General features: G+C 59.3%; 15 protein-coding genes and 3 pseudogenes. 15 read left to right on the top strand and 3 right to left on the bottom strand.

All coding sequences use genetic code 11. The features are described from left to right. The first annotated feature begins 229 nt into the window (after positions 1-229). The 5 genes and pseudogenes from GF108_RS19510 to GF108_RS22555 all read left to right on the top strand — a co-directional run. The gene (locus GF108_RS19510) at positions 230-1,990 is read left to right on the top strand and encodes an MOSC and FAD-binding oxidoreductase domain-containing protein (RefSeq protein WP_153670016.1); all 1,761 of its coding nucleotides are present in this window, start codon (positions 230-232) and stop codon (positions 1,988-1,990) included. A gap of 50 nt (positions 1,991-2,040) precedes the next feature. Then, positions 2,041-2,637 carry a redoxin domain-containing protein gene (locus GF108_RS19505; protein WP_153670290.1) on the top strand — a complete coding sequence of 199 codons (597 nt, stop codon included), beginning with the start codon at positions 2,041-2,043 and terminating at the stop codon, positions 2,635-2,637. A gap of 67 nt (positions 2,638-2,704) precedes the next feature. Next, positions 2,705-4,351, top strand: a complete 1,647-nt coding sequence (locus GF108_RS19500; protein ID WP_153670015.1) for an acetolactate synthase large subunit — start codon at positions 2,705-2,707, stop codon at positions 4,349-4,351. Between the two features lie 35 nt (positions 4,352-4,386). Then, complete coding sequence (tehA, locus tag GF108_RS19495; protein ID WP_153670014.1) at positions 4,387-5,370, top strand: dicarboxylate transporter/tellurite-resistance protein TehA; 984 nt, start codon at positions 4,387-4,389, stop codon at positions 5,368-5,370. Positions 5,371-5,695: 325 nt separating this feature from the next. After that, positions 5,696-5,806, top strand: a pseudogene (locus GF108_RS22555) (integrase); the annotation flags it as partial. A gap of 173 nt (positions 5,807-5,979) precedes the next feature. Here the strand turns inward: GF108_RS22555 and GF108_RS22795 are convergent. Then, a pseudogene (locus tag GF108_RS22795) lies at positions 5,980-6,602 on the bottom strand (class I SAM-dependent methyltransferase). Positions 6,603-6,820: 218 nt separating this feature from the next. Here GF108_RS22795 and GF108_RS19485 point away from each other — a divergent pair. Next, positions 6,821-7,012, top strand: a complete 192-nt coding sequence (locus GF108_RS19485; RefSeq protein WP_153670013.1) for a DUF6494 family protein — start codon at positions 6,821-6,823, stop codon at positions 7,010-7,012. 271 nt (positions 7,013-7,283) lie between these two features. Here the strand turns inward: GF108_RS19485 and GF108_RS19480 are convergent, their stop codons facing one another. Beyond that, positions 7,284-8,099 carry an oxidoreductase gene (locus GF108_RS19480; protein WP_153670012.1) on the bottom strand — a complete coding sequence of 272 codons (816 nt, stop codon included), beginning with the start codon at positions 8,097-8,099 and terminating at the stop codon, positions 7,284-7,286. Between the two features lie 82 nt (positions 8,100-8,181). Then, on the bottom strand, positions 8,182-9,075 hold the full coding sequence (locus GF108_RS19475; RefSeq protein ID WP_172982697.1) for an NAD(P)/FAD-dependent oxidoreductase: 894 nt from the start codon (positions 9,073-9,075) through the stop codon (positions 8,182-8,184). A gap of 219 nt (positions 9,076-9,294) precedes the next feature. Here GF108_RS19475 and GF108_RS19470 point away from each other — a divergent pair, with 219 nt between their 5' ends. From GF108_RS19470 to hemP, 9 genes and pseudogenes are all read left to right on the top strand, one after another. After that, positions 9,295-9,942 carry a TetR/AcrR family transcriptional regulator gene (locus GF108_RS19470; RefSeq protein WP_370462236.1) on the top strand — a complete coding sequence of 216 codons (648 nt, stop codon included), beginning with the start codon at positions 9,295-9,297 and terminating at the stop codon, positions 9,940-9,942. A gap of 34 nt (positions 9,943-9,976) precedes the next feature. Next, positions 9,977-10,120, top strand: a pseudogene (locus GF108_RS19465) (SAM-dependent methyltransferase); the annotation flags it as partial. A gap of 251 nt (positions 10,121-10,371) precedes the next feature. Beyond that, entirely contained in the window at positions 10,372-11,388 is a 1,017-nt protein-coding gene (locus tag GF108_RS19460; RefSeq protein WP_153670288.1) for a LacI family DNA-binding transcriptional regulator, read from the top strand. A 26-nt stretch (positions 11,389-11,414) separates the two neighbouring features. Further along, complete coding sequence (locus GF108_RS19455; RefSeq protein ID WP_153670010.1) at positions 11,415-12,470, top strand: sugar phosphate isomerase/epimerase; 1,056 nt, start codon at positions 11,415-11,417, stop codon at positions 12,468-12,470. A 10-nt stretch (positions 12,471-12,480) separates the two neighbouring features. After that, positions 12,481-13,653 (top strand): Gfo/Idh/MocA family protein, encoded by a 1,173-nt coding sequence (locus tag GF108_RS19450; protein ID WP_153670009.1) that lies wholly within the window; start codon positions 12,481-12,483, stop codon positions 13,651-13,653. A 34-nt stretch (positions 13,654-13,687) separates the two neighbouring features. Further along, on the top strand, positions 13,688-15,241 hold the full coding sequence (locus GF108_RS19445) for a sugar ABC transporter ATP-binding protein (RefSeq protein ID WP_153670008.1): 1,554 nt from the start codon (positions 13,688-13,690) through the stop codon (positions 15,239-15,241). Further along, positions 15,238-16,251, top strand: coding sequence for an ABC transporter permease (locus GF108_RS19440; RefSeq protein WP_027232300.1), 1,014 nt, complete (start codon positions 15,238-15,240; stop codon positions 16,249-16,251). The genes GF108_RS19445 and GF108_RS19440 overlap by 4 nt, the downstream gene beginning before the upstream one ends. A 111-nt stretch (positions 16,252-16,362) precedes the next feature. Beyond that, positions 16,363-17,307 carry a substrate-binding domain-containing protein gene (locus GF108_RS19435; RefSeq protein ID WP_027232299.1) on the top strand — a complete coding sequence of 315 codons (945 nt, stop codon included), beginning with the start codon at positions 16,363-16,365 and terminating at the stop codon, positions 17,305-17,307. A gap of 194 nt (positions 17,308-17,501) precedes the next feature. Continuing rightward, the gene (hemP, locus tag GF108_RS19430) at positions 17,502-17,711 is read left to right on the top strand and encodes a hemin uptake protein HemP (protein ID WP_153670007.1); all 210 of its coding nucleotides are present in this window, start codon (positions 17,502-17,504) and stop codon (positions 17,709-17,711) included. Positions 17,712-17,879 lie beyond the last annotated feature (168 nt).

Raw genomic sequence — 17,879 nt, 5'->3', positions numbered from 1 at the left:
CAATTGGCGAATGGGTGAGAATGACGCGAAGGTATCGGCAATACCATAGAATGGCTGGAAAGACGGCGCCTTCAATCGTATCGTGAATTTTAGCGACAGTCCCAGGATCGCTTGGAGGATGTAATGCCGCGATTTCGATCTTTTGACGCCGATCAGTCTCTGCGTGCCGCTCGTCCTTCATCGGTCCATCAAGCCCTTAAATTGCACTGATCATTGCAAGGAGAGTACCATGGGGCGTTTGCTTTCGGTCAATGTTGGCCTGCCGCGAGACATCGTGTGGCAGGGCAATACGGTCAATACGGCCGTCTGGAAGACACCGGTCACAGGCAAGCGCATGGTACGGCGGCTCAACATAGACGGCGATGGTCAGGCGGATCTCGCCGGCCATGGTGGCGAACGACGGGCTGTATTTGTCTATCAGACGGATTCATACCGGTACTGGCAGGACCATTTGCGTCGGGACGATTTCGTTTACGGGCAGTTCGGAGAGAATTTGACTGTCGTAGGATTGGCCGACGCTGAGGTGTGCATCGGCGACCGCTACAGGATCGGCAGCGCTCTGTTTGAGGTGACACAGCCGCGCGTCACTTGCTATCGGCTGGGCATACGCATGGACGAGCCGGAGATGGCCGCGCTCGTCGTCAAACACGGCAGGCCCGGCTTTTACTTCCGTGTGCTGGTAGAAGGTGAAGTGCAGGCCGGCGACGAGATCATGCAGTTCGCATCGGGACCCGGCGGCATGACCGTCAGCGAAATCGATGCGCTGTTGTATATGCCGGATCATCCCCGCGACAAGCTCGAACGTGCCTTACGCATTCCTGCGCTGAGCCTTGGCTGGCAAAATTCTTTCAAAGCGCTGCTCGCCCAGGAGGACGTGGACGGCGCGACAAAAGGCAACGCCGGGCTGACTGGCCTGTCCGGCCCGCCGCCGGCGTGGAGCGGTTTTCGCCCGCTTCGCGTGGCACGCAAGGTGCGCGAGAGCGGCAGTGTCGTGTCCCTCATCCTTGAGCCGGCAGACGGACAACCTGTTGCTGCCGCACTTCCCGGACAGTTTGTAGTGCTGCGGCTCGGCTCGGGTTCTCATCCAGTTCTCACGCGCAGCTATTCACTGTCAGGGGAACCGAGCACGGTCTCCTATCGCGTCAGCGTCAAGCGCGAACAACATGGCGCTGCCAGCGGCTATATCGTCGATGAGGTAAAGGTTGGCGATATCGTTGAGGCAAGCGCGGCACGCGGCAGCTTTACTCTGGCGCCAGGGGAAACGCCGGTTGTGTTGTTGAGTGCCGGGATTGGAGTGACGCCGGTGCTCGCCATGCTCCATGCATTGGCAGCCGAAGCGTCATCCAGGGAGGTCTGGTGGCTGCACGGAACCCGCAATGGTCGCGAACACGGCTTTGCCGATGAAACGCGGGGTTTGCTGAAAGAGCTTGCGCATAACCATAGCTACATTTGCTATAGTTCGCCCGATCCTGGCGATCGGCCCGATGTGGATTTCGACGCCACGGGCCATTTGAATACGCAAACACTCAAGTCACTTGGCCTGCCCATCGATGGCGATTTCTATATTTGCGGACCATCGAGCTTCATGAGCGATCTGACCGAAGGGCTTGCAGCCCTGGGCGTGTCATCAGATCACCTCCACACCGAAATTTTCGGCTCCGGTCCTCCCATTACCCCCGGCGTCGCTGCCACGCCAAAACTGCCGCCGCATTTGCCCGCCAACATGCCGGGCACCGGCGCGTTGGTGTCCTTTGCGAGGACCGGCCTCAACGTCCGCTGGGATGCGACGTTCCAGAACCTTCTGGAGCTGGCAGAAGCGTGCGACGTGCCGGTGCGGTGGTCTTGCCGAACCGGGGTCTGCCACACCTGCGAGACCGGACTGGTGGCGGGAACGGTGGGCTATCGTCCTGACCCGATCGATGCACCGGCGGATGGCAATGTGCTGATCTGCTGCTCACAACCCAAAGGCGACATCGTTATTGATTTGTAGCGCAATGAAAACCTGACGACTTGACCGCACCAGCTAAACGAGGACTTGATATGCGATCCGACATGATACCGGGAGCGATCTTCCCTGATTATGAGCTCAGCGACCACACCGCCAAGCATCGAAAACTTTCCGAACTCCAGGGACATCAACCGATGGTTCTGGTGCTTGGCAGAGGCGCCTTCTGTCCCAAGGATCGCCGTCAGGCCGAAGGGCCGTTGCAGCTCCACCGGGAGATGGAGGTTGGCTATTGCGGGCTGGTCACCATCACCACCGACGATATCGTTAGAACCAACGAATTCCGCAGCGGGGTAGGGGCTCATTGGCCCTTCTTGTACGATCCCCGGCGCATTGTGCAAAAAGACCTGGACATTGCCGAATATACCGACCCCATCAACAAGCCGATGATACCGCATGTGATCGTGCTGGAACCCGAGCTTGTCATTTACAAGATTTACGATGGATACCGGTTCTTCGGTCGGCCAACGGTGGAGGAGCTTCGCCAGGATCTCCGAGCGGTCAGTAAAAAATGCCGGCCGGATTGGGATATCACCAAGCCCGAGCTCAAGGCTCAGTGGAAGAAAGGCCGCAAGGAGCTATTCTATCCTTACGGCAGATCATATGTCGAAACGTTGGATGACGAGGGCTGAACGCTCGCTTGGACAATAGCGGATATCACCTGAGGCTTACTCTGGTATATAAAAGGCTCAACTATCCATGACCAAAGGCTCCGATCTTCTAATAGCAGCGCTCGAGAACGAAGGCGTCACCCGCATCTTTGGTATTCCGGGCGAAGAAAACCTCGACGTGGTAGAATCAATCCGCACCTCATCGATTGAGCTCGTCCTTACCCGGCATGAACAGGCGGCAGCGTTTGTGGCCGCGACCTATGGCCGGCTCACGGGAAAGCCCGGCGTCTGCCTGACAACACTCGGGCCCGGCGCATTGAACCTGTCGACGGGTGCTGCATACGCACTGCTGGGTGCAATGCCGATGGTGATGATCACCGGTCAGAAAGGCATCCTTTCTTCTCGCCAGGCTCGCTTTCAGGTAGTCGATGTCGTGGCTTCGATGAGGCCACTGACCAAACTCGCAAGGCAGATTGCGTCGCCACTGATGATCCCGACGATGGTCAGGGAGGCGTTTCGCATAGCCCAAGAAGAAAGACCCGGGCCGGTACATCTCGAACTTCCAGAAGACATTGCCGCGGAGGAGTGCGAGGAAGTGCCGTTGATCGCGCCGCATCAGCTCGACCTGCCGACAGCCAATGATGCTGCGCTCGACCGTGCCGCCCAGCTAATCATTGCAGCCAAGCGGCCTTTGCTGATGTTCGGGGCCGCCGCTTCACGCCCCCGGTCTACATCCGATATTGCGCGATTTGTGACGCGAACCCGAATTCCATTTTTCACGACGCAGATGGGCAAGGGTACGGTTGCTGGCGGAACCGAACTTTACATGGGAACCGCCGCGCTCTCGGAGCGTGACTATGTCCATGAGGCCATCGAGCAGGCGGACCTTATTATTACGATCGGCCATGATACAATTGAGAAACCTCCGTTCATCATGGGTAAGGATGGTCCGCATGTCGTCCATGTCGGATATCAGCCGGCGACCGTGGAACAAGTCTATTTCCCGCAATCCGAGGTGATAGGCGACATCGGCCCATCGTTAAATGCTTTGGCAGATCGCCTCGAGGGCAAGGTTCCGAACGCACAGGCACTCCTCCATCTGCGGGAGCGCATTCTCGAACGCGTTGGGGCGCGAGCGACGGAGGACCGCTTTACACCGCAGCGTCTGGTTCACGATATTCGGGAGGTCATGCCGTATGATGGTATCCTTGCGCTCGACAACGGCATGTACAAAATCTGGTTTGCCCGGAACTACCGGACGCAGATGGCCAACACGCTCCTGCTCGACAATGCTCTTGCATCCATGGGGGCCGGGCTACCGTCCGCGCTGGCTGCGTCGATGCTGTACCCGCAGCGGCGTGTTATGGCGGTCTGCGGCGATGGCGGATTCATGATGAATTCGCAGGAACTCGAAACCGCAGTGCGTCTGAAACTCAACCTCGTTGTGCTCGTGATTGAGGACAATGCCTATGGAATGATCCGCTGGAAGCAGGCGGTGGACCAGTTTCCGGACTTTGGCATGACGTTCGGTAATCCAAACTTTGTTAAATACGCCGCGTCATATGGCGCAAAGGGCACCAGGGTCGACGACATAGGCCAGTTCAAGCGGATTCTTGAAGACGCATTCTCCGGCGGCGGTGTCCATCTGGTCAATGTGCCAGTCGACTATTCAGAAAATGAACGCGTACTTGTGAGGGAACTTCGCGAACGGCTTCCGGTCATTCTGGATGGCTGAAGTCAACTTCGCCAGCAGATCAACGAGGGACGAACATGCACGACAGGATATCACCGTCCGCAGCGCGTCTGCCCCGGATACCGGCGTCATTCTTCGGGATCGTGCTAGGGCTGGCAGGACTTGCAAATGCGTGGCGCTCGGCCTCGACCATCTGGGCGGTACCGGCGATTGTCGGCGAGGTTCTGAGTTTCGCGGCGGTAACCGTATGGGTGCTCGTCGCTTTGCTCTTTGCCCTGAAGTGGCTTGTCGCACGCGAACATGCTGTGGCAGAAGCGAGGCATCCAGTAGAATGCTGCTTCATAGGCCTTGCCGGCGTATCCGCCATGTTGATTGCATTGGTGTTGCAGCCTTACGCGGTGACCCTCGCGTGGTCACTCTTTCTAGCAGGCGCCGCATTCACCATACTTTTCGCGACCTGGATCACCGGCCGGCTTTGGCATGGATCGCGTGAGATCGCGTCGACAACTGCTGTTCTCTATCTGCCTGCCGGGGCGGGGTCGTTCGTTACGGCCATCGCTCTAAGTTCATTCGGCCACGCAGACTGGGGTCAACTTGCTTTCGGGGCTGGATTTTTTACGTGGCTGGCGATTGAATCGGTATTGCTTCACCGGATGCTTCTTTCTCCCGAGATGCCCGCTGCAATTCGCCCGACACTTGGTATCCAGCTTGCGCCTCCGGCCGTAGGCTGCGCCGCCTATCTGAGCGTGACGACGGGCGCACCGGATATCTTCGCCCACGCGCTGCTTGGCTACGCGATACTCCAGGCGCTTCTTCTTGTGCGCATGCTCCCATGGATATTGGCGCAGCCGTTCGCGGCCTCCTACTGGGGTGTAACGTTCGGCGCCACGGCGCTCGGTACAGCGGCAATCAAAATGGTGGGGCGCGGCGATGTGGGAGCACTGCCGCTGCTTGCGCCTTATCTTTTCGGATTCGCCAATTTGATCGTGGCCACCATTGCCGTCGGGACCTTCTATCTGATTGTCAAAGGTCGGTTGGTCCCAGTCGCCAAGTTCAGCTAATCAGCGAAAAGCGACCCAAGTCACCGGCTCATTCCCATGGCGGTTGAACGGAAGAATTCATACCCAGGCGTCGGCATCCAAACCGGCTGCGCGCTTGCGGCGCCTCTTGCGGAAGGGTTGGGACGAATGCCGCCTGATATGAGGGGGCATGGATGCCTAGCCTTTTTGAGCATATGAGCTCGCGTCGGGATGAGGAGCCCCCGTTGGCGTTGCCCTCCAGCGCAATTGGGGGGAATGGAGATCCGGACCCGTTGCCAGTTTCGCGTCGCGCTTTTCGAACCTTGACTCCAAGTCGCCACCCATAATTTTGGACGACGACCTCCGCCTTCGCGCTAGTCAAATCCTGTTGGGGCACACCAAGATCGAAAACACGGTCAGGTACCTTGGTGTGGACATCGAGGATGCACTGGAGCTAGCGGAGCACACTGAGATCTGAGCGCGTGCGGCCCCGCTCACTGTGGGGCTGCACGTATTAATGGAATGTTTCCAATTTGAACGTTTGCAATTGAGCGGCTACGCGCCTTCATAATGGTCATAGATGCGATCTTTGCCTGCGCCCGGAAGCAGACATTGGCGACCATCTAGCCACGACCAGCCATTCCCTGTGCGTCACGCCCGACTCGCTCGAACGCTCAGCCACCGATCATGGGCTTTCCGACGCACCGACGTACCTCGCTGACGATCCAGCCGGCGTCTGTATGTTCTGACCGCAGCGCCGACCCGCGCCAGTAGGTTCGACGTAGCGCCGCGGCGCTGCAGCATTGCCGTTTGTGGACATATGCTCACCGTCGCCTTCTCTAACCGAGGCGTGCAGTCGGCCACCGGTCCGGGGCGCCTCGGCAAGCCGTCCAAGCACCTTGCCGAAGTCCTCGCGCGCGATGTGAATCAGGCAGGCACAGGCCCAGATCCCGTCGTACGGCGTGCGAGGACGCTGCGGGTCGGCCAAATCTTCGGTGAGCGGGTCCAAAGGTCGGCCTGGAAGCCACTCTCGCGGAGCAGTTCGACGAAACCCTTCGAAATGTCGGTGCGCCAGACGCTAATCCCTCGCTTCTCAAGCTCCAGTGCATCTCGCCCACCACCGCTTCCGATCTCCAGCACCCTGCCCGAGCCACCCAGCTCGGTCACGAACGCATCGATGTCTGTCGCGACCATTCGGGCATCGCCGCGGCCTCGGCAGCGTACTCTGCCGCGGCCATATCATAGGACCGCACGGTATTCCGATCGGTGCTCATTCTAGCGCTCCTCCTTCAAGACAACAGGCTCGATGAGCGAGAGCCCATCAACCCGTTGCGCCTTTCACACTTCGGCAGTTGGTGACATCGCAGAAATACGATCTGGGACACCACCGACCGATTGCACATGCTGTCGGGCGGCAATGCAGCACCACTGCCTGCTTCCTTTACGATCTACCTTCCATTACAATTACTTTCGCACCTAAAGGAGTTCCTCCATGAGCGAAGACGCCTTCAACATGTCGATCCGCAAGTTCCTGAAGGAAGTCGGCGTCACGTCTCAGCGCAAGATCGAGGAGACGGTGCGCAAGGACCAGGTCGACGGCAAAAAGTTGAAGGTCCGCATAAGGCTCACGGCCGAAGGCACCGGCCTCAACCACGTGGTGGACGGCGAGATCGACCTGCCGTAGGCCGGGCGAAGCAACGTCCGGCTGCCCCAAGTTCATGGCCCACCCCTACGCGTAATCGAACCATGGCCGCTCTCAGCAGGGCGGAACATTGGCTCTTAAATACAGAACTTTAGGTCTCCCACCCGTTGGGATTCTCGCGAAAACTAAGGAGTAGGCTGACTTTGGAGACGGTACTGACTTCGGCCTGGGCGAGCAATACACTACTCGGCCCACGCCGCGATCCGTTTCGCGATCGCCTCCGGGCCCCCGATGTGCGGGATGTTCACCGTCGTTAGACCGGCAGCCCGAACCGCTTGCGTAGACTCTTGTCGAATGCGGACGCGGGGACGAAACGGCGCAGGAAACTGATCTGACGCGCTGTTCTCCCAGCCGTATAGCGCCTCTTCGGAGCCGGATCAATCGCAGCCGCCAATACGGTCTGGGCTACCACCTCGGGCGCATCGCCTTTCTCCATCTCCTTCCGTACCGCTCCATTCATTGCTGCGCGCGCCGTGTCATAGATATGCAGAAACTGGTCCGGCTTCGCGAGATTCTCTTCGAAAGACGTTCGGGTATAGGCGGGCTCGATCAACGATACACGAATTCCGAACGGGCGGAGTTCATGGTCGAGCGATTCGGAATAGCCTTCAACGGCATGTTTGGTCGATGAATAAAGCGCGAAATAGGGACCTGGGATGAACCCCTGTACCGAACTCACATTGACGATTCTGCCTTTCCCCTGATTGCGCATGGCCGGAAGCAGCGCTCTGGTCATGCGCAGAACGCCGAAGACATTCACGTCGAACAGCGCCTGCGCCTGGACCGTCGAGGACTCCTCCGCGGCACCGAGCAGGCCCATGCCGGCATTGTTGACGAGCAGATCGATGCGGCCGGCCTCGGCAAGGACCCGCTCGACGAGTTTCGCCACGGACTCATCGTCGGTTACGTCACAGGCCAGCATAGTGATACCGTCGGCTCTCTCCGCCGCGGCGCGGCGGCTGGTTCCGAACACCCGAAAGCCGGCATTCCGCAAGGCTTTGGCGGTGGCGCGACCGATGCCGGAGGATGCGCCGGTCACCAGGGCGACGCCAGAACTGGTCGTATTCATGAGGATCACTTCCCTTCTTGCTTTAGATTGGAGCGCCGCCGCTCGGCTTGCTAATTGGGACCGGAGAACGGAAATTCTGCTCTCAAACCAGCATCGACTGCTGGGCGAAGATACCCGCCATCGCGCCTTGCCATGATGCGGTGGTGACCGACGGGATTGCGGGGTTGGTGAGGTCGCCGGCGGCGTAGATGCCGGGCATGCTGGTTTCGCGGCGCTCGTCGACCTTGAGGACGATGCCGAGGGGCGTCTCGACCGTGGCGAGACCCAGTGATTCATGCAGGCTTGCGGACGGCTTGTTGCGCGGATGCGCGAACAGAATGTCGACCGCGACATCGGGACCGGTATCGAGCTTGACGGTGGCGCCATGCCCCCCGCGACGGGCGATCCCAATGATCCGGCCATCGACAGCAGGTACTTGGCGGCCCGCCAGATCGGCCCGCATGTCAGGTGCGATGTCGTGACCCTCAGCGAAGACGGTCAACCTGTCGGTCCAGTCGTGGAACAGCCTGACCTGATTCATCGACTGCGGGCCGGACCAGACGAGGCCCCAATGCTGGCCGGCGACTTCAAAGCCGTCGCAATAGGGGCAGGGCACAATGGATGTGCCCCAGCTCTCGGTAAAGCCCGGAACAGCAGGCATCTGGTCGACAACGCCATAACTCAGGATCAGGCGGCGTGCGCCAAGGCTTTCGCCATCGCCAGTGAGGACGGAGAAATTGTCGATGGTACCGGAGATGCTGTCGGCTCGGGCATTGACCAGCTTGATCGCGGGATAACGCGCCAGTTGCTGTCGCGCCTCAGCTAGGATGTCCAGCGGTGGCTTGTGATCGTGGCCGAGCATACCATGCGAGCGGCCCGCGAAACGATTGCGCGGCAGGCCGGTGTCGAGAACGGAGACCTTGCGGCGGGCACGGCCGAGCTGAAGGGCGGCGGCGAGGCCGGCAAAGCTGCCGCCGATGATGATGACGTCATCCATGGTGATTGGCTCCGTGTTGCGGATAGAGGGGGTTGGGTTGGGCTGTGCGCTGGCCTGGGCACGGGGGACGCCGAAGCTGGAAAGCGCGGCCAGCTTCAGCAGTGTTCGTCGTTGCATGACACCCTCGTGTTTTTCGATTCGCTCTATGGCTTGCTTATTTCTGAAACTGCATGGTATCCTAATTCACGAATAACGATACTGTCAAGGACTGGAATTGTCGTGAGCGAAAATAGTCAAAGCCGGCGCGGCCGGCCCGCCAACGAGGCACTTGGCCAAACGATAATCGACGCCGCGTCCGAACTCTTTGTGGAATTGGGTTTTCAGGCGACGACCTTGGACAACGTCGCTAAACGAGCGAAGATTTCAAAGCTCAGCATCTATCGGCACTTCGAGAACAAGGAGGCGCTGTTTAGCGCGGCGATCGCGGCCCGCTGCCATCAGTTCGCGCCTCAGGCCGTTATCGAAGGCGTTGACGGTTCGGCCGAAGAGCAGCTGATGGCGGCGGGATCGTCCCTGCTTCGCACCCTGTTAAGCCCGGACGTCCGCAGTGTCGAAGCCATGGTCATGGCGGACAAGACGAACCAAAGGTCGTTAAGCAAGCTCTTTTACGAAGCCGGCCCCGCCAATGTCATCGACCAGATTGAGGCCCTGTTGCGCCAGTTGCACGCGAAGGCCGTTCTGAACGTGCCTGATCCTCTCCAGTCCGCTCGCTTGTTTGCCGCGCTTATTAAAGGTTCCGATCTTCTGATGATCGCACGCTTCGATGAGGCGAGAGCAGAGGACGACAAGGAAGTCGAATCCTATTGCCGGTCGGCCGTCGCCATGTTCATCGCCGCGCACGGTAACAACAATCATACGGGCGGATAGCCTGGTTAAGATCGGATCAGAACGAGGATTTGGTATGACAGAGGAAATTGTTTCTCAGATTGCCGACTGGAAAGGCCAACGCGGAGAACGGTGGGTCGCTTACCAGGCCCGGCTAGATGCCATGATGGCGGTGTTTGGTCAGGCCGCAATCGAGGCCGCGCCCGCCACGGGCGAACAGTGGCAGCCGCGCCCATGACCACCGGTGCAAGAATCTGATCCGCCAGAAAGATTTATTAGCTCATCTGGCGATACGGCGCGCTGTTCTGTCGTTTGAGGCACAGATTGGGGGAGATTCGACCATACTATGTGTCATTTGATAACTTGCAACGCTGTGGACATCAAATAGCCCATCAAAACAAGTCAAAAAGAGTTGCACACCTCAGCGGGTTCATCTAAGACTTTAGCCGGAGGAGAATTCTCGTGGGGAAAATGACGCTTGAAGACGTCGCCCGAGAAGCCGGTGTAAGTCTCGCAACGGTTGATCGCGTCGTGAACGGGAGGATGGGCGTGCATGCACGCACCATCGAGCGCGTCAATGCGGCCATAAAACAGCTTGGTTTCCTGTCGGACCCACATGCCTCGCGCCTTGCACGCGTGCGTGACTACGACTTCCGCATCATTCTGCCGACCGGCGAAAACGAATTCATGCAGAGCCTCGCCGCCGAGTTTCGCGCAACACGCGAGCGCCAGCTGCAGGAGCGCGTGCGACTTTCGATCGAGCATGTCGATACCTTTGACGGCGTCGCCGTTGCAGCGGCGCTGGAAAGCCTTCCTTCCGGAATAGATGGCGTCGCCGTCGTCGCGCTTGATCATCCGGCCGTGACAGAGGCGATCAACGCGCTCGCCGATTCCGGGGTCGTTGTACTGACACTCGTATCGGACGTTCCGAATTCCCGCCGCGCCCACTATGTCGGGATCGACAATTTTGCTGCCGGTCGCACGGCAGCCTCGCTCATTGGCCGCTTTGTCGGGCCGCGCAAGGGCAAGGTCGGCATGATCGCGGGGTCGCTCGCCCTGCGCGATCACATCGAACGCCAGTTTGGCTTTGAGCAGATCATTTCACGCGAGTACCCGAACCTCGAAGTATTGCCGGTGCGCGAAGCCCGCGACGAGAACGCCCGCGTCGAAGCGGCGGCAGGCGCGCTTTTGAAGGACCATTCGAATCTTGTCGCAATCTATAATGCCGGCGGCGGACAGGCGGGCGTGATCAAGGCGCTTGAGGCAAGCGGCCACGTCTCCGACGTGATATTCGTTGCCCACGAACTGACGCCCTCGACGCGGCGGCATCTGGTGCGCGGCACCGTCGATGCGCTTATCAACCAGGATGCAGGCCATATGGCGCGCAGCACCGCACGCATCCTGACGGCGCTGCGCGAGGGACGCCCCATCGTTCCGGGGCAAGAGCACATTCGCATCGATATTTTTCTCAGGGACAACATGCCCTGACGGCAGGAGACTTAAGGGAGGAATTCATGAAGACGATCAAAGGACCAGCCATTTTTCTCGCACAGTTCGCGGGCGATGCGGCGCCATTCAATTCCTTCGATGCCATCTGCGGATGGGCCGCATCCCTCGGTTATAAAGGGGTGCAGATTCCGGCTTGGGATGCGCGTTTGATCGACCTGAAGAAAGCGTCGGATTCCAAGGATTATTGCGACGAACTCGCCGGTACGGCGTCGGCGCATGGCCTGACCATCACCGAGCTTGCCACCCATCTTCAGGGGCAGCTCGTCGCCGTTCATCCCGCCTATGACGAAATGATGGATGGCTTTGCAGCACCGGAAGTGCATGGCAATCCCAAGGCGCGTCAGGAATGGGCGGTTGATCAATTGAAGCGCGCTGCGCGGGCGTCAAAACATCTCGGCCTGAAATCCATGCCGACCTTCTCCGGCGCCCTTGCATGGCCGTATATTTATCCGTTTCCGCAGCGTCCGGCCGGTCTGGTTGAAACAGCGTTCGATGAACTTGCCAGACGCTGGACCCCCGTCCTCAACTATCTCGACGAGCAGGGTATCGACGCCGCCTATGAGATTCATCCTTCGGAGGATCTCCATGACGGCATCAGCTACGAGATGTTCCTTGAGCGCGTGAACAATCATACGCGTGCCAATCTGCTCTATGATCCCTCGCATTTCGTACTGCAGCAGCTCGACTATCTTGACTACATCGACATCTATCACGAGCGGATCAAGGCGTTCCACGTCAAGGACGCAGAGTTCAATCCGACGGGACGCCAGGGTGTCTATGGCGGGTTCCAATCATGGGTCAACCGCGCCGGTCGCTTCCGTTCGCTGGGCGACGGTCAGGTGGATTTTGGCGCGGTGTTCTCGAAATTGACTGCCCATGATTTTGATGGCTGGGCTGTTCTGGAATGGGAATGCGCGCTGAAGCACCCCGAGGACGGTGCGCGCGAGGGCGCCGAGTTCATCAATGCGCATCTCATCCGTGTGACCGAACGCGCGTTCGACGACTTTGCCGGAGCCGGCACCGATGAGGCCGCAAATCGCCGCATACTTGGCTTGAAGTAAGGGGAACGAGATGGTCATCGGAGCATCGAAGGAAAAGCCGGCGTCACGCCGCATTCGCATCGGCATGGTCGGCGGCGGGCAAGGTGCCTTCATAGGGGCGGTGCACCGCATCGCCTTGCGTATCGACGACCAATATGAGCTGGTCGCCGGCGCGCTGTCGTCCGATCCGGAACGAGCCAAGGCTTCGGCACGCGAGATCGGCATCGCCGAGGACCGCGCCTATACCTCCTTCGAGGATATGGCCAAGCAGGAGGCCAAGCGGCCGGACGGCATCGAGGCGGTTTCCATCGTCACGCCCAACCACATGCACGCGCCAGCCGCCAAGGCATTCCTGAAGGCCGGCATTCATGTCATCTGCGACAAGCCGCTGACGACGACGGTGAAGGAAGCCAAGGAACTGGTCTCGCTTGCCGGCAAGAGCGGCAAGCTGTTCATCCTCACCCACAATTACACCGGGTACCCGATGATCCGACAGGCGCGGGCCATGGTGGCAAAGGGTCTGCTCGGCGACCTGCGCGTGGTGCAGGCTGAGTATCCGCAGGACTGGATGACCGAAAAGACCGAGGCCACGGGTTCCAAGCAGGCCGAATGGCGCGTCGATCCGAAACGCTCGGGGGCTGGCGGAGCCATCGGCGATATCGGCACGCACGCGTATAACCTTGCCTGTTTCGTTTCGGGGCTGAAGCTCAAGCAGCTATGTGCCGAGTTGACCAGTTTCGGCGAGGGCAGGGTGCTCGACGATGACGTGCAAATCCTGCTCCGCTTTGACGGTGGAGCAAAGGGCATGATCTGGGCAAGCCAGGTGGCGCCCGGCAACGAAAACGGGCTGAAGCTGCGCGTCTATGGCACCAAGGGCGGTCTCGAATGGACCCAGGCCGACCCGAACTATCTCTGGTACACGCCATTCGGCAAGCCCAAGCAATTGCTGACCCGGGGCGGGGCGGGGGCTTCGCCCGAGGCGGCGCGCCTGACTCGCGTGCCAAGCGGCCATCCTGAAGGCTATCTGGAAGGTTTCGCCAATATTTACAGCGAGGCGGCGCAGGACATCATCGCTGCGCGCACCGGCAAGAAGGCGCCAAAGGATGTAGTATTCCCAACCGTGGAAGATGGTCTCATAGGCATGGAATTCATCGAAGCCGCGGTGAAATCGTCGAAAGCCGGCGGCGTCTGGACGAAGGTGTGATGGGCAATCGGCAGGGCAGAGGGAGGTGCCAATTATGAGCGTGGCACCCACAGGAGAGACCAGCACTTCGCTCCCCGTCCTCGAGGCGCGCGGCATCGCCAAGGCATTCGGCCCGGTCGAGGTCCTGACCGATATAACCCTGTCGGTCATGCCGGGCGAGGTGCATGCCATCATCGGCGAGAATGGCGCCGGCAAGTCGACCTTGATGAAGCTCCTGAGCGGCCATCTTGCACCGACGCGTGGAACGGTAGCGATTGACGGAGAGCCCGTCATATTCAACGGTCCCGTAGATGCTGAACACCGCGGCCTCGTGCTCGTCCACCAGGAGATTTTGCTCGCGCCAGATTTGACGGTTGCCCAGAACATCTTCATGGGCCGGGAACTGAAGCGCGGTCTAATGGTCAACGACCGCGAAATGAACCGCCAGTCCGCAGAGGCGGTTCGCAGCCTCGGTGCAGAAATTGAGCCGACGACGCAGATTGCGCGGCTATCGATTGCCCGCCGCCAGTTGGTCCAGATCGCGCGCGCCCTGCAGGTGCCGCATCGTGTCGTCATCTTCGACGAACCCACTGCCTCGCTGACGCCCTTCGAGACGGAAGCCCTGCTCAAGGTCATCCGCGATCTGCGCGACAAGGGCGTCGCCGTGCTCTATATCTCGCATCGCCTGCCGGAAGTCGCGGCAATCGCCGACCGGATCACCGTGTTGCGCGACGGCAAGCTGATTGCAACCCGCAATGCGGCCGAACTGCAGCCAGTCGACATGGCACGGCTTATGGTGGGGCGCGACATGTCGAAGCTCTATCCCGAACGGGAGGATACTGCTACGCGGCAAAACGTTCTCGAGGTAAAGAATTTTGACGTGCCGGGCTATGCAAGCGATGCGAGCTTTGTCTTGCGCAAGGGTGAAATCCTCGGCTTTGCAGGCCTGATCGGCGCCGGGCGCACGGAATTGTTCGAGGGTCTTGTCGGCCTGCGCACTGCCCATGGCGAGGTCAAACTCAATGGCAAGCTGGTCAAGTTTCACAGCGTGCGCGACAGCATGGCAGCGGGCATCGTTTACCTGAGTGAAGATCGCAAGGGCAAAGGCCTGTTGCTGGCGCAAGACCTGCGCACCAACCTGACGCTGGCGACGCTCGGCAAATTCACCAACGGGCCGCTCATCGAGCGCAAGCGCGAGGACAAGAGCCTCGACAAGGCAATCGCTGATTTCGACATCAGGGCGCGCCGGCGCGACCTTCTTGCTGGACAGCTTTCAGGCGGCAACCAGCAGAAACTGCTCCTTGCCAAGATGATGCTGCTCGAGCCGAGCATCGTCATTATCGACGAGCCGACGCGCGGTATAGACATCGGTACCAAGGAACAGATCTACAGGTTCATTGCCGAGCTCGCGAAGGCAGGCAAATCCGTCGTCGTCATATCCTCCGAAATGCAGGAACTCATCGGCATCTGCCACCGCATTCTCGTCATGCGTTCATCGCGCATTGTCGGCGAGGTTACCGGCGACGCTATGACGGAAGACGAGATCGTCGTCTACGCCACCGGCGTCAAGATCAACGAAGCAGAGCTTTACAGTGCGGGGAACGCATGAGCGACACCAAGGTAATCACCGACACACGCGGTTTTGGCCGCAAACTGGCGGATCTCGACAAGACGGCGGTTGCGCCATTCCTGGCGTTGGCGGCGCTGTTCGTCCTCGGCGCGCTCGTCAATCCGAACTTCCTTTCGATCGACAATTTGCTCAATGTCTTAACGCGCTCGTCCTTCATCGCCATCATTGCCGTTGGCGCGACTTTCGTGATTTCCGCGGGCGGGCTCGATCTTTCGGTCGGCTCGATGGCGGCGCTCGTCGCCGGCATCATGATCCTGTTCCTGAATTCAGGTGCGGTCGATGGCGACATGGCGATGCTTGCGGCAGGCGTCGTTGTTGCCATCGGCGTCGGTGCGCTGGCGGGTCTGCTCAATGGTGCTGTCATCACCATCGGCAAGATCGAGCCCTTCATCGTAACGCTTGGCACCATGGCGATCTTTCGTTCCGTGACCGTGTGGCTGGCGGATGGCGGCTCGATCGCAATGAAATCGATCGCGATGCGCAACATGTTCCGGCCCGTCTACACCGGCGTGTTTCTCGGCCTGCCGATACCGGTCTGGATCATCATCATCGTCGGAGTTCTTGGCGCCTTCATTCTCTATAAGACGTCCTTTGGCCGCCACGTGATTGCTGTCGGCTCGAACGAAGACGTCGCGCGCTATTCGGGCATTCACGTCAACCGCGTACGCGCCATGACCTATATTCTTCAGGGTATTTGCGTCGCCATCGCGGTCGTCGTCTATGTGCCGCGTCTCGGCGCAGCGACGACGACAACGGGCATGCTGTGGGAATTGCAGGCGATCACTGCCGTCGTCATCGGCGGTACGGCGCTGCGCGGCGGCGTCGGTCGCATCTGGGGAACGATCTGCGGCGCCTTCATGCTGGAAGTCGTCGGCAACATCATGGTGCTCTCCAATATTGTCAGTGAATACCTGATCGGTGCCGTTCAGGGCACGATCATCATCATCGCCATGCTGGTGCAGCGCACGCTGCAGAAGAAAAAGGCGTGACGCTGGCAGAGGCAAACCGGTGGCAGGGCCACCGCAACGAGACCGGACGGGGGAACAGGGCCACCCACCGCGCCGCAATCAAGGCCCGAGCAGAAAATTGGGAGAAGACAAATGCGTAAACTATTGATCGGTCTTGTTGGAGCGGCGCTCGCTTCGACGATGACCTTCGCCTACGCGCAGGACAAGAAGGTCAATATCGCCGTCTCTATACCTGCGGCCGACCACGGCTGGACCGGCGGCGTCGTCTATCATGCAGAACGGGCCGCCAAGCTTCTAGAAGCCGCTCACCCAGGCCTGAAGATCACCATCAAGACTTCGCCGGACGGTGCTGCGCAGGCAAACGCGCTCGAAGACCTGACCACACAGGGCATCGACGCGCTGGTAACGCTGCCGCACAATTCGGACGAACTGACAGATCCGATCCGTGCGGTAAAGGAAAAGGGCGTCTTCGTGACGGTCGTTGACCGCGCTCTTTCCGATCCGACGATCCAGGATCTCTATGTTGCCGGCAACAATCCGGAGCTCGGCCGCGTCGCCGGCGAATACCTCAAGGATACGTTGAAGACCGGCGACGTCGTTGTCATCCGCGGCCTCCCGATCGTCATTGACGAAGAGCGCCAGAAGGGTTTCGACGATGCGATTGCCGGCAGCGGGATCAAGGTTCTCGACAAGCAGTTCGGCAATTGGTCGCGCGATGACGCCTTCAAGATCATGCAGGACTATCTGACCAAGTTCCCGAAGATCGACGCCGTATGGTGCCAGGACGATGACATGGCAGTTGGCGTGCTCGAAGCCATCGATCAGGCTAAGCGCACTGACATCAAGATGGTCATCGGCGGCGCCGGTATGAAGGACATGATCAAGCGCGTTGCCGACGGCGACAAGATGACCCCGATCAACGTTCTCTATCCGCCATCAATGGTTGCAACGGCGATGGAACTGACGGTTGCGAACTTCTACGATCAGGTTCCGGTGCGCGGCAAGTACATCCTCGACGCAACCCTTGTGACGAAGGACAACGCCAAGGAATTCTACTTCCCGGATTCACCGTTCTGATTAAGGCTGGTCTGTCCAGCTTGCGATCGAAAGGCCCGCAAGGGCCTTTCTTTTTGACTGAAATCCGGTTCCAGCGATGTTGTCTGACTTTCGATTGATTGACTTGATCTGAGTGTTCGGATTAAATATGAATATATTTATCAAGTTTATTGAACGGCGGCCGACGCGGGTTGCCGTTCAACGAAAGGCCCAAAATGTCCCGCCGCCAGATCATCGACCTTCAGGTCCGCCTTCCAAATCCTGTCTCGCGACCTGCCGCGCCTGTCCAGCCATCAGCGCCTGAATTCCGCGTTCTAGGTAGTGATGTGCTTTTCAAAGGCGATAAGGAAGTTGGTATCGAACATGGCGGCTCCTTGTACCGGTTGAAGATCACGCGCCAGGGCAAACTCATTCTCAACAAGTAACCGAGCGATTCCTATGTCTCGGACGAGCCTCGGGAGGGCCGCGTGGCAGGGTGTGGTGTGCGCCTGCGGCGTTGCGACATTATTTGCCGCCATCAGAACTGACTTGTTGACATAAAGATATCTTTATGTGACCTTGGCGCCTCTCTAAAAATCATTGTGAGGCATTTC

This window comes from Phyllobacterium sp. SYP-B3895 (assembly GCF_009647635.1).
GTDB classification, from domain to species: Bacteria; Pseudomonadota; Alphaproteobacteria; order Rhizobiales; family Rhizobiaceae; genus Phyllobacterium; species Phyllobacterium pellucidum.
This window is presented reverse-complemented; position numbering and strand designations above follow the sequence as displayed.

Bases quoted from the DNA above. Each gene is read 5' to 3' on its own strand.
- GF108_RS19500 (WP_153670015.1), top strand. From the start codon at position 2,705: ATGACCAAAGGCTCCGATCTTCTAATAGCAGCGCTCGAGAACGAAGGC.
- GF108_RS19460 (WP_153670288.1), top strand. From the start codon at position 10,372: ATGACGCTTGAAGACGTCGCCCGAGAAGCCGGTGTAAGTCTCGCAACG.
- GF108_RS19475 (WP_172982697.1), bottom strand. From the start codon at position 9,075: ATGGATGACGTCATCATCATCGGCGGCAGCTTTGCCGGCCTCGCCGCC.
- GF108_RS19440 (WP_027232300.1), top strand. From the start codon at position 15,238: ATGAGCGACACCAAGGTAATCACCGACACACGCGGTTTTGGCCGCAAA.
- GF108_RS19445 (WP_153670008.1), top strand. From the start codon at position 13,688: ATGAGCGTGGCACCCACAGGAGAGACCAGCACTTCGCTCCCCGTCCTC.
- hemP (WP_153670007.1), top strand. From the start codon at position 17,502: ATGTCCCGCCGCCAGATCATCGACCTTCAGGTCCGCCTTCCAAATCCT.
- GF108_RS19505 (WP_153670290.1), top strand. From the start codon at position 2,041: ATGCGATCCGACATGATACCGGGAGCGATCTTCCCTGATTATGAGCTC.
- GF108_RS19480 (WP_153670012.1), bottom strand. From the start codon at position 8,099: ATGAATACGACCAGTTCTGGCGTCGCCCTGGTGACCGGCGCATCCTCC.
- GF108_RS19510 (WP_153670016.1), top strand. From the start codon at position 230: ATGGGGCGTTTGCTTTCGGTCAATGTTGGCCTGCCGCGAGACATCGTG.
- GF108_RS19485 (WP_153670013.1), top strand. From the start codon at position 6,821: ATGAGCGAAGACGCCTTCAACATGTCGATCCGCAAGTTCCTGAAGGAA.
- GF108_RS19455 (WP_153670010.1), top strand. From the start codon at position 11,415: ATGAAGACGATCAAAGGACCAGCCATTTTTCTCGCACAGTTCGCGGGC.
- GF108_RS19450 (WP_153670009.1), top strand. From the start codon at position 12,481: ATGGTCATCGGAGCATCGAAGGAAAAGCCGGCGTCACGCCGCATTCGC.
- GF108_RS19435 (WP_027232299.1), top strand. From the start codon at position 16,363: ATGCGTAAACTATTGATCGGTCTTGTTGGAGCGGCGCTCGCTTCGACG.
- tehA (WP_153670014.1), top strand. From the start codon at position 4,387: ATGCACGACAGGATATCACCGTCCGCAGCGCGTCTGCCCCGGATACCG.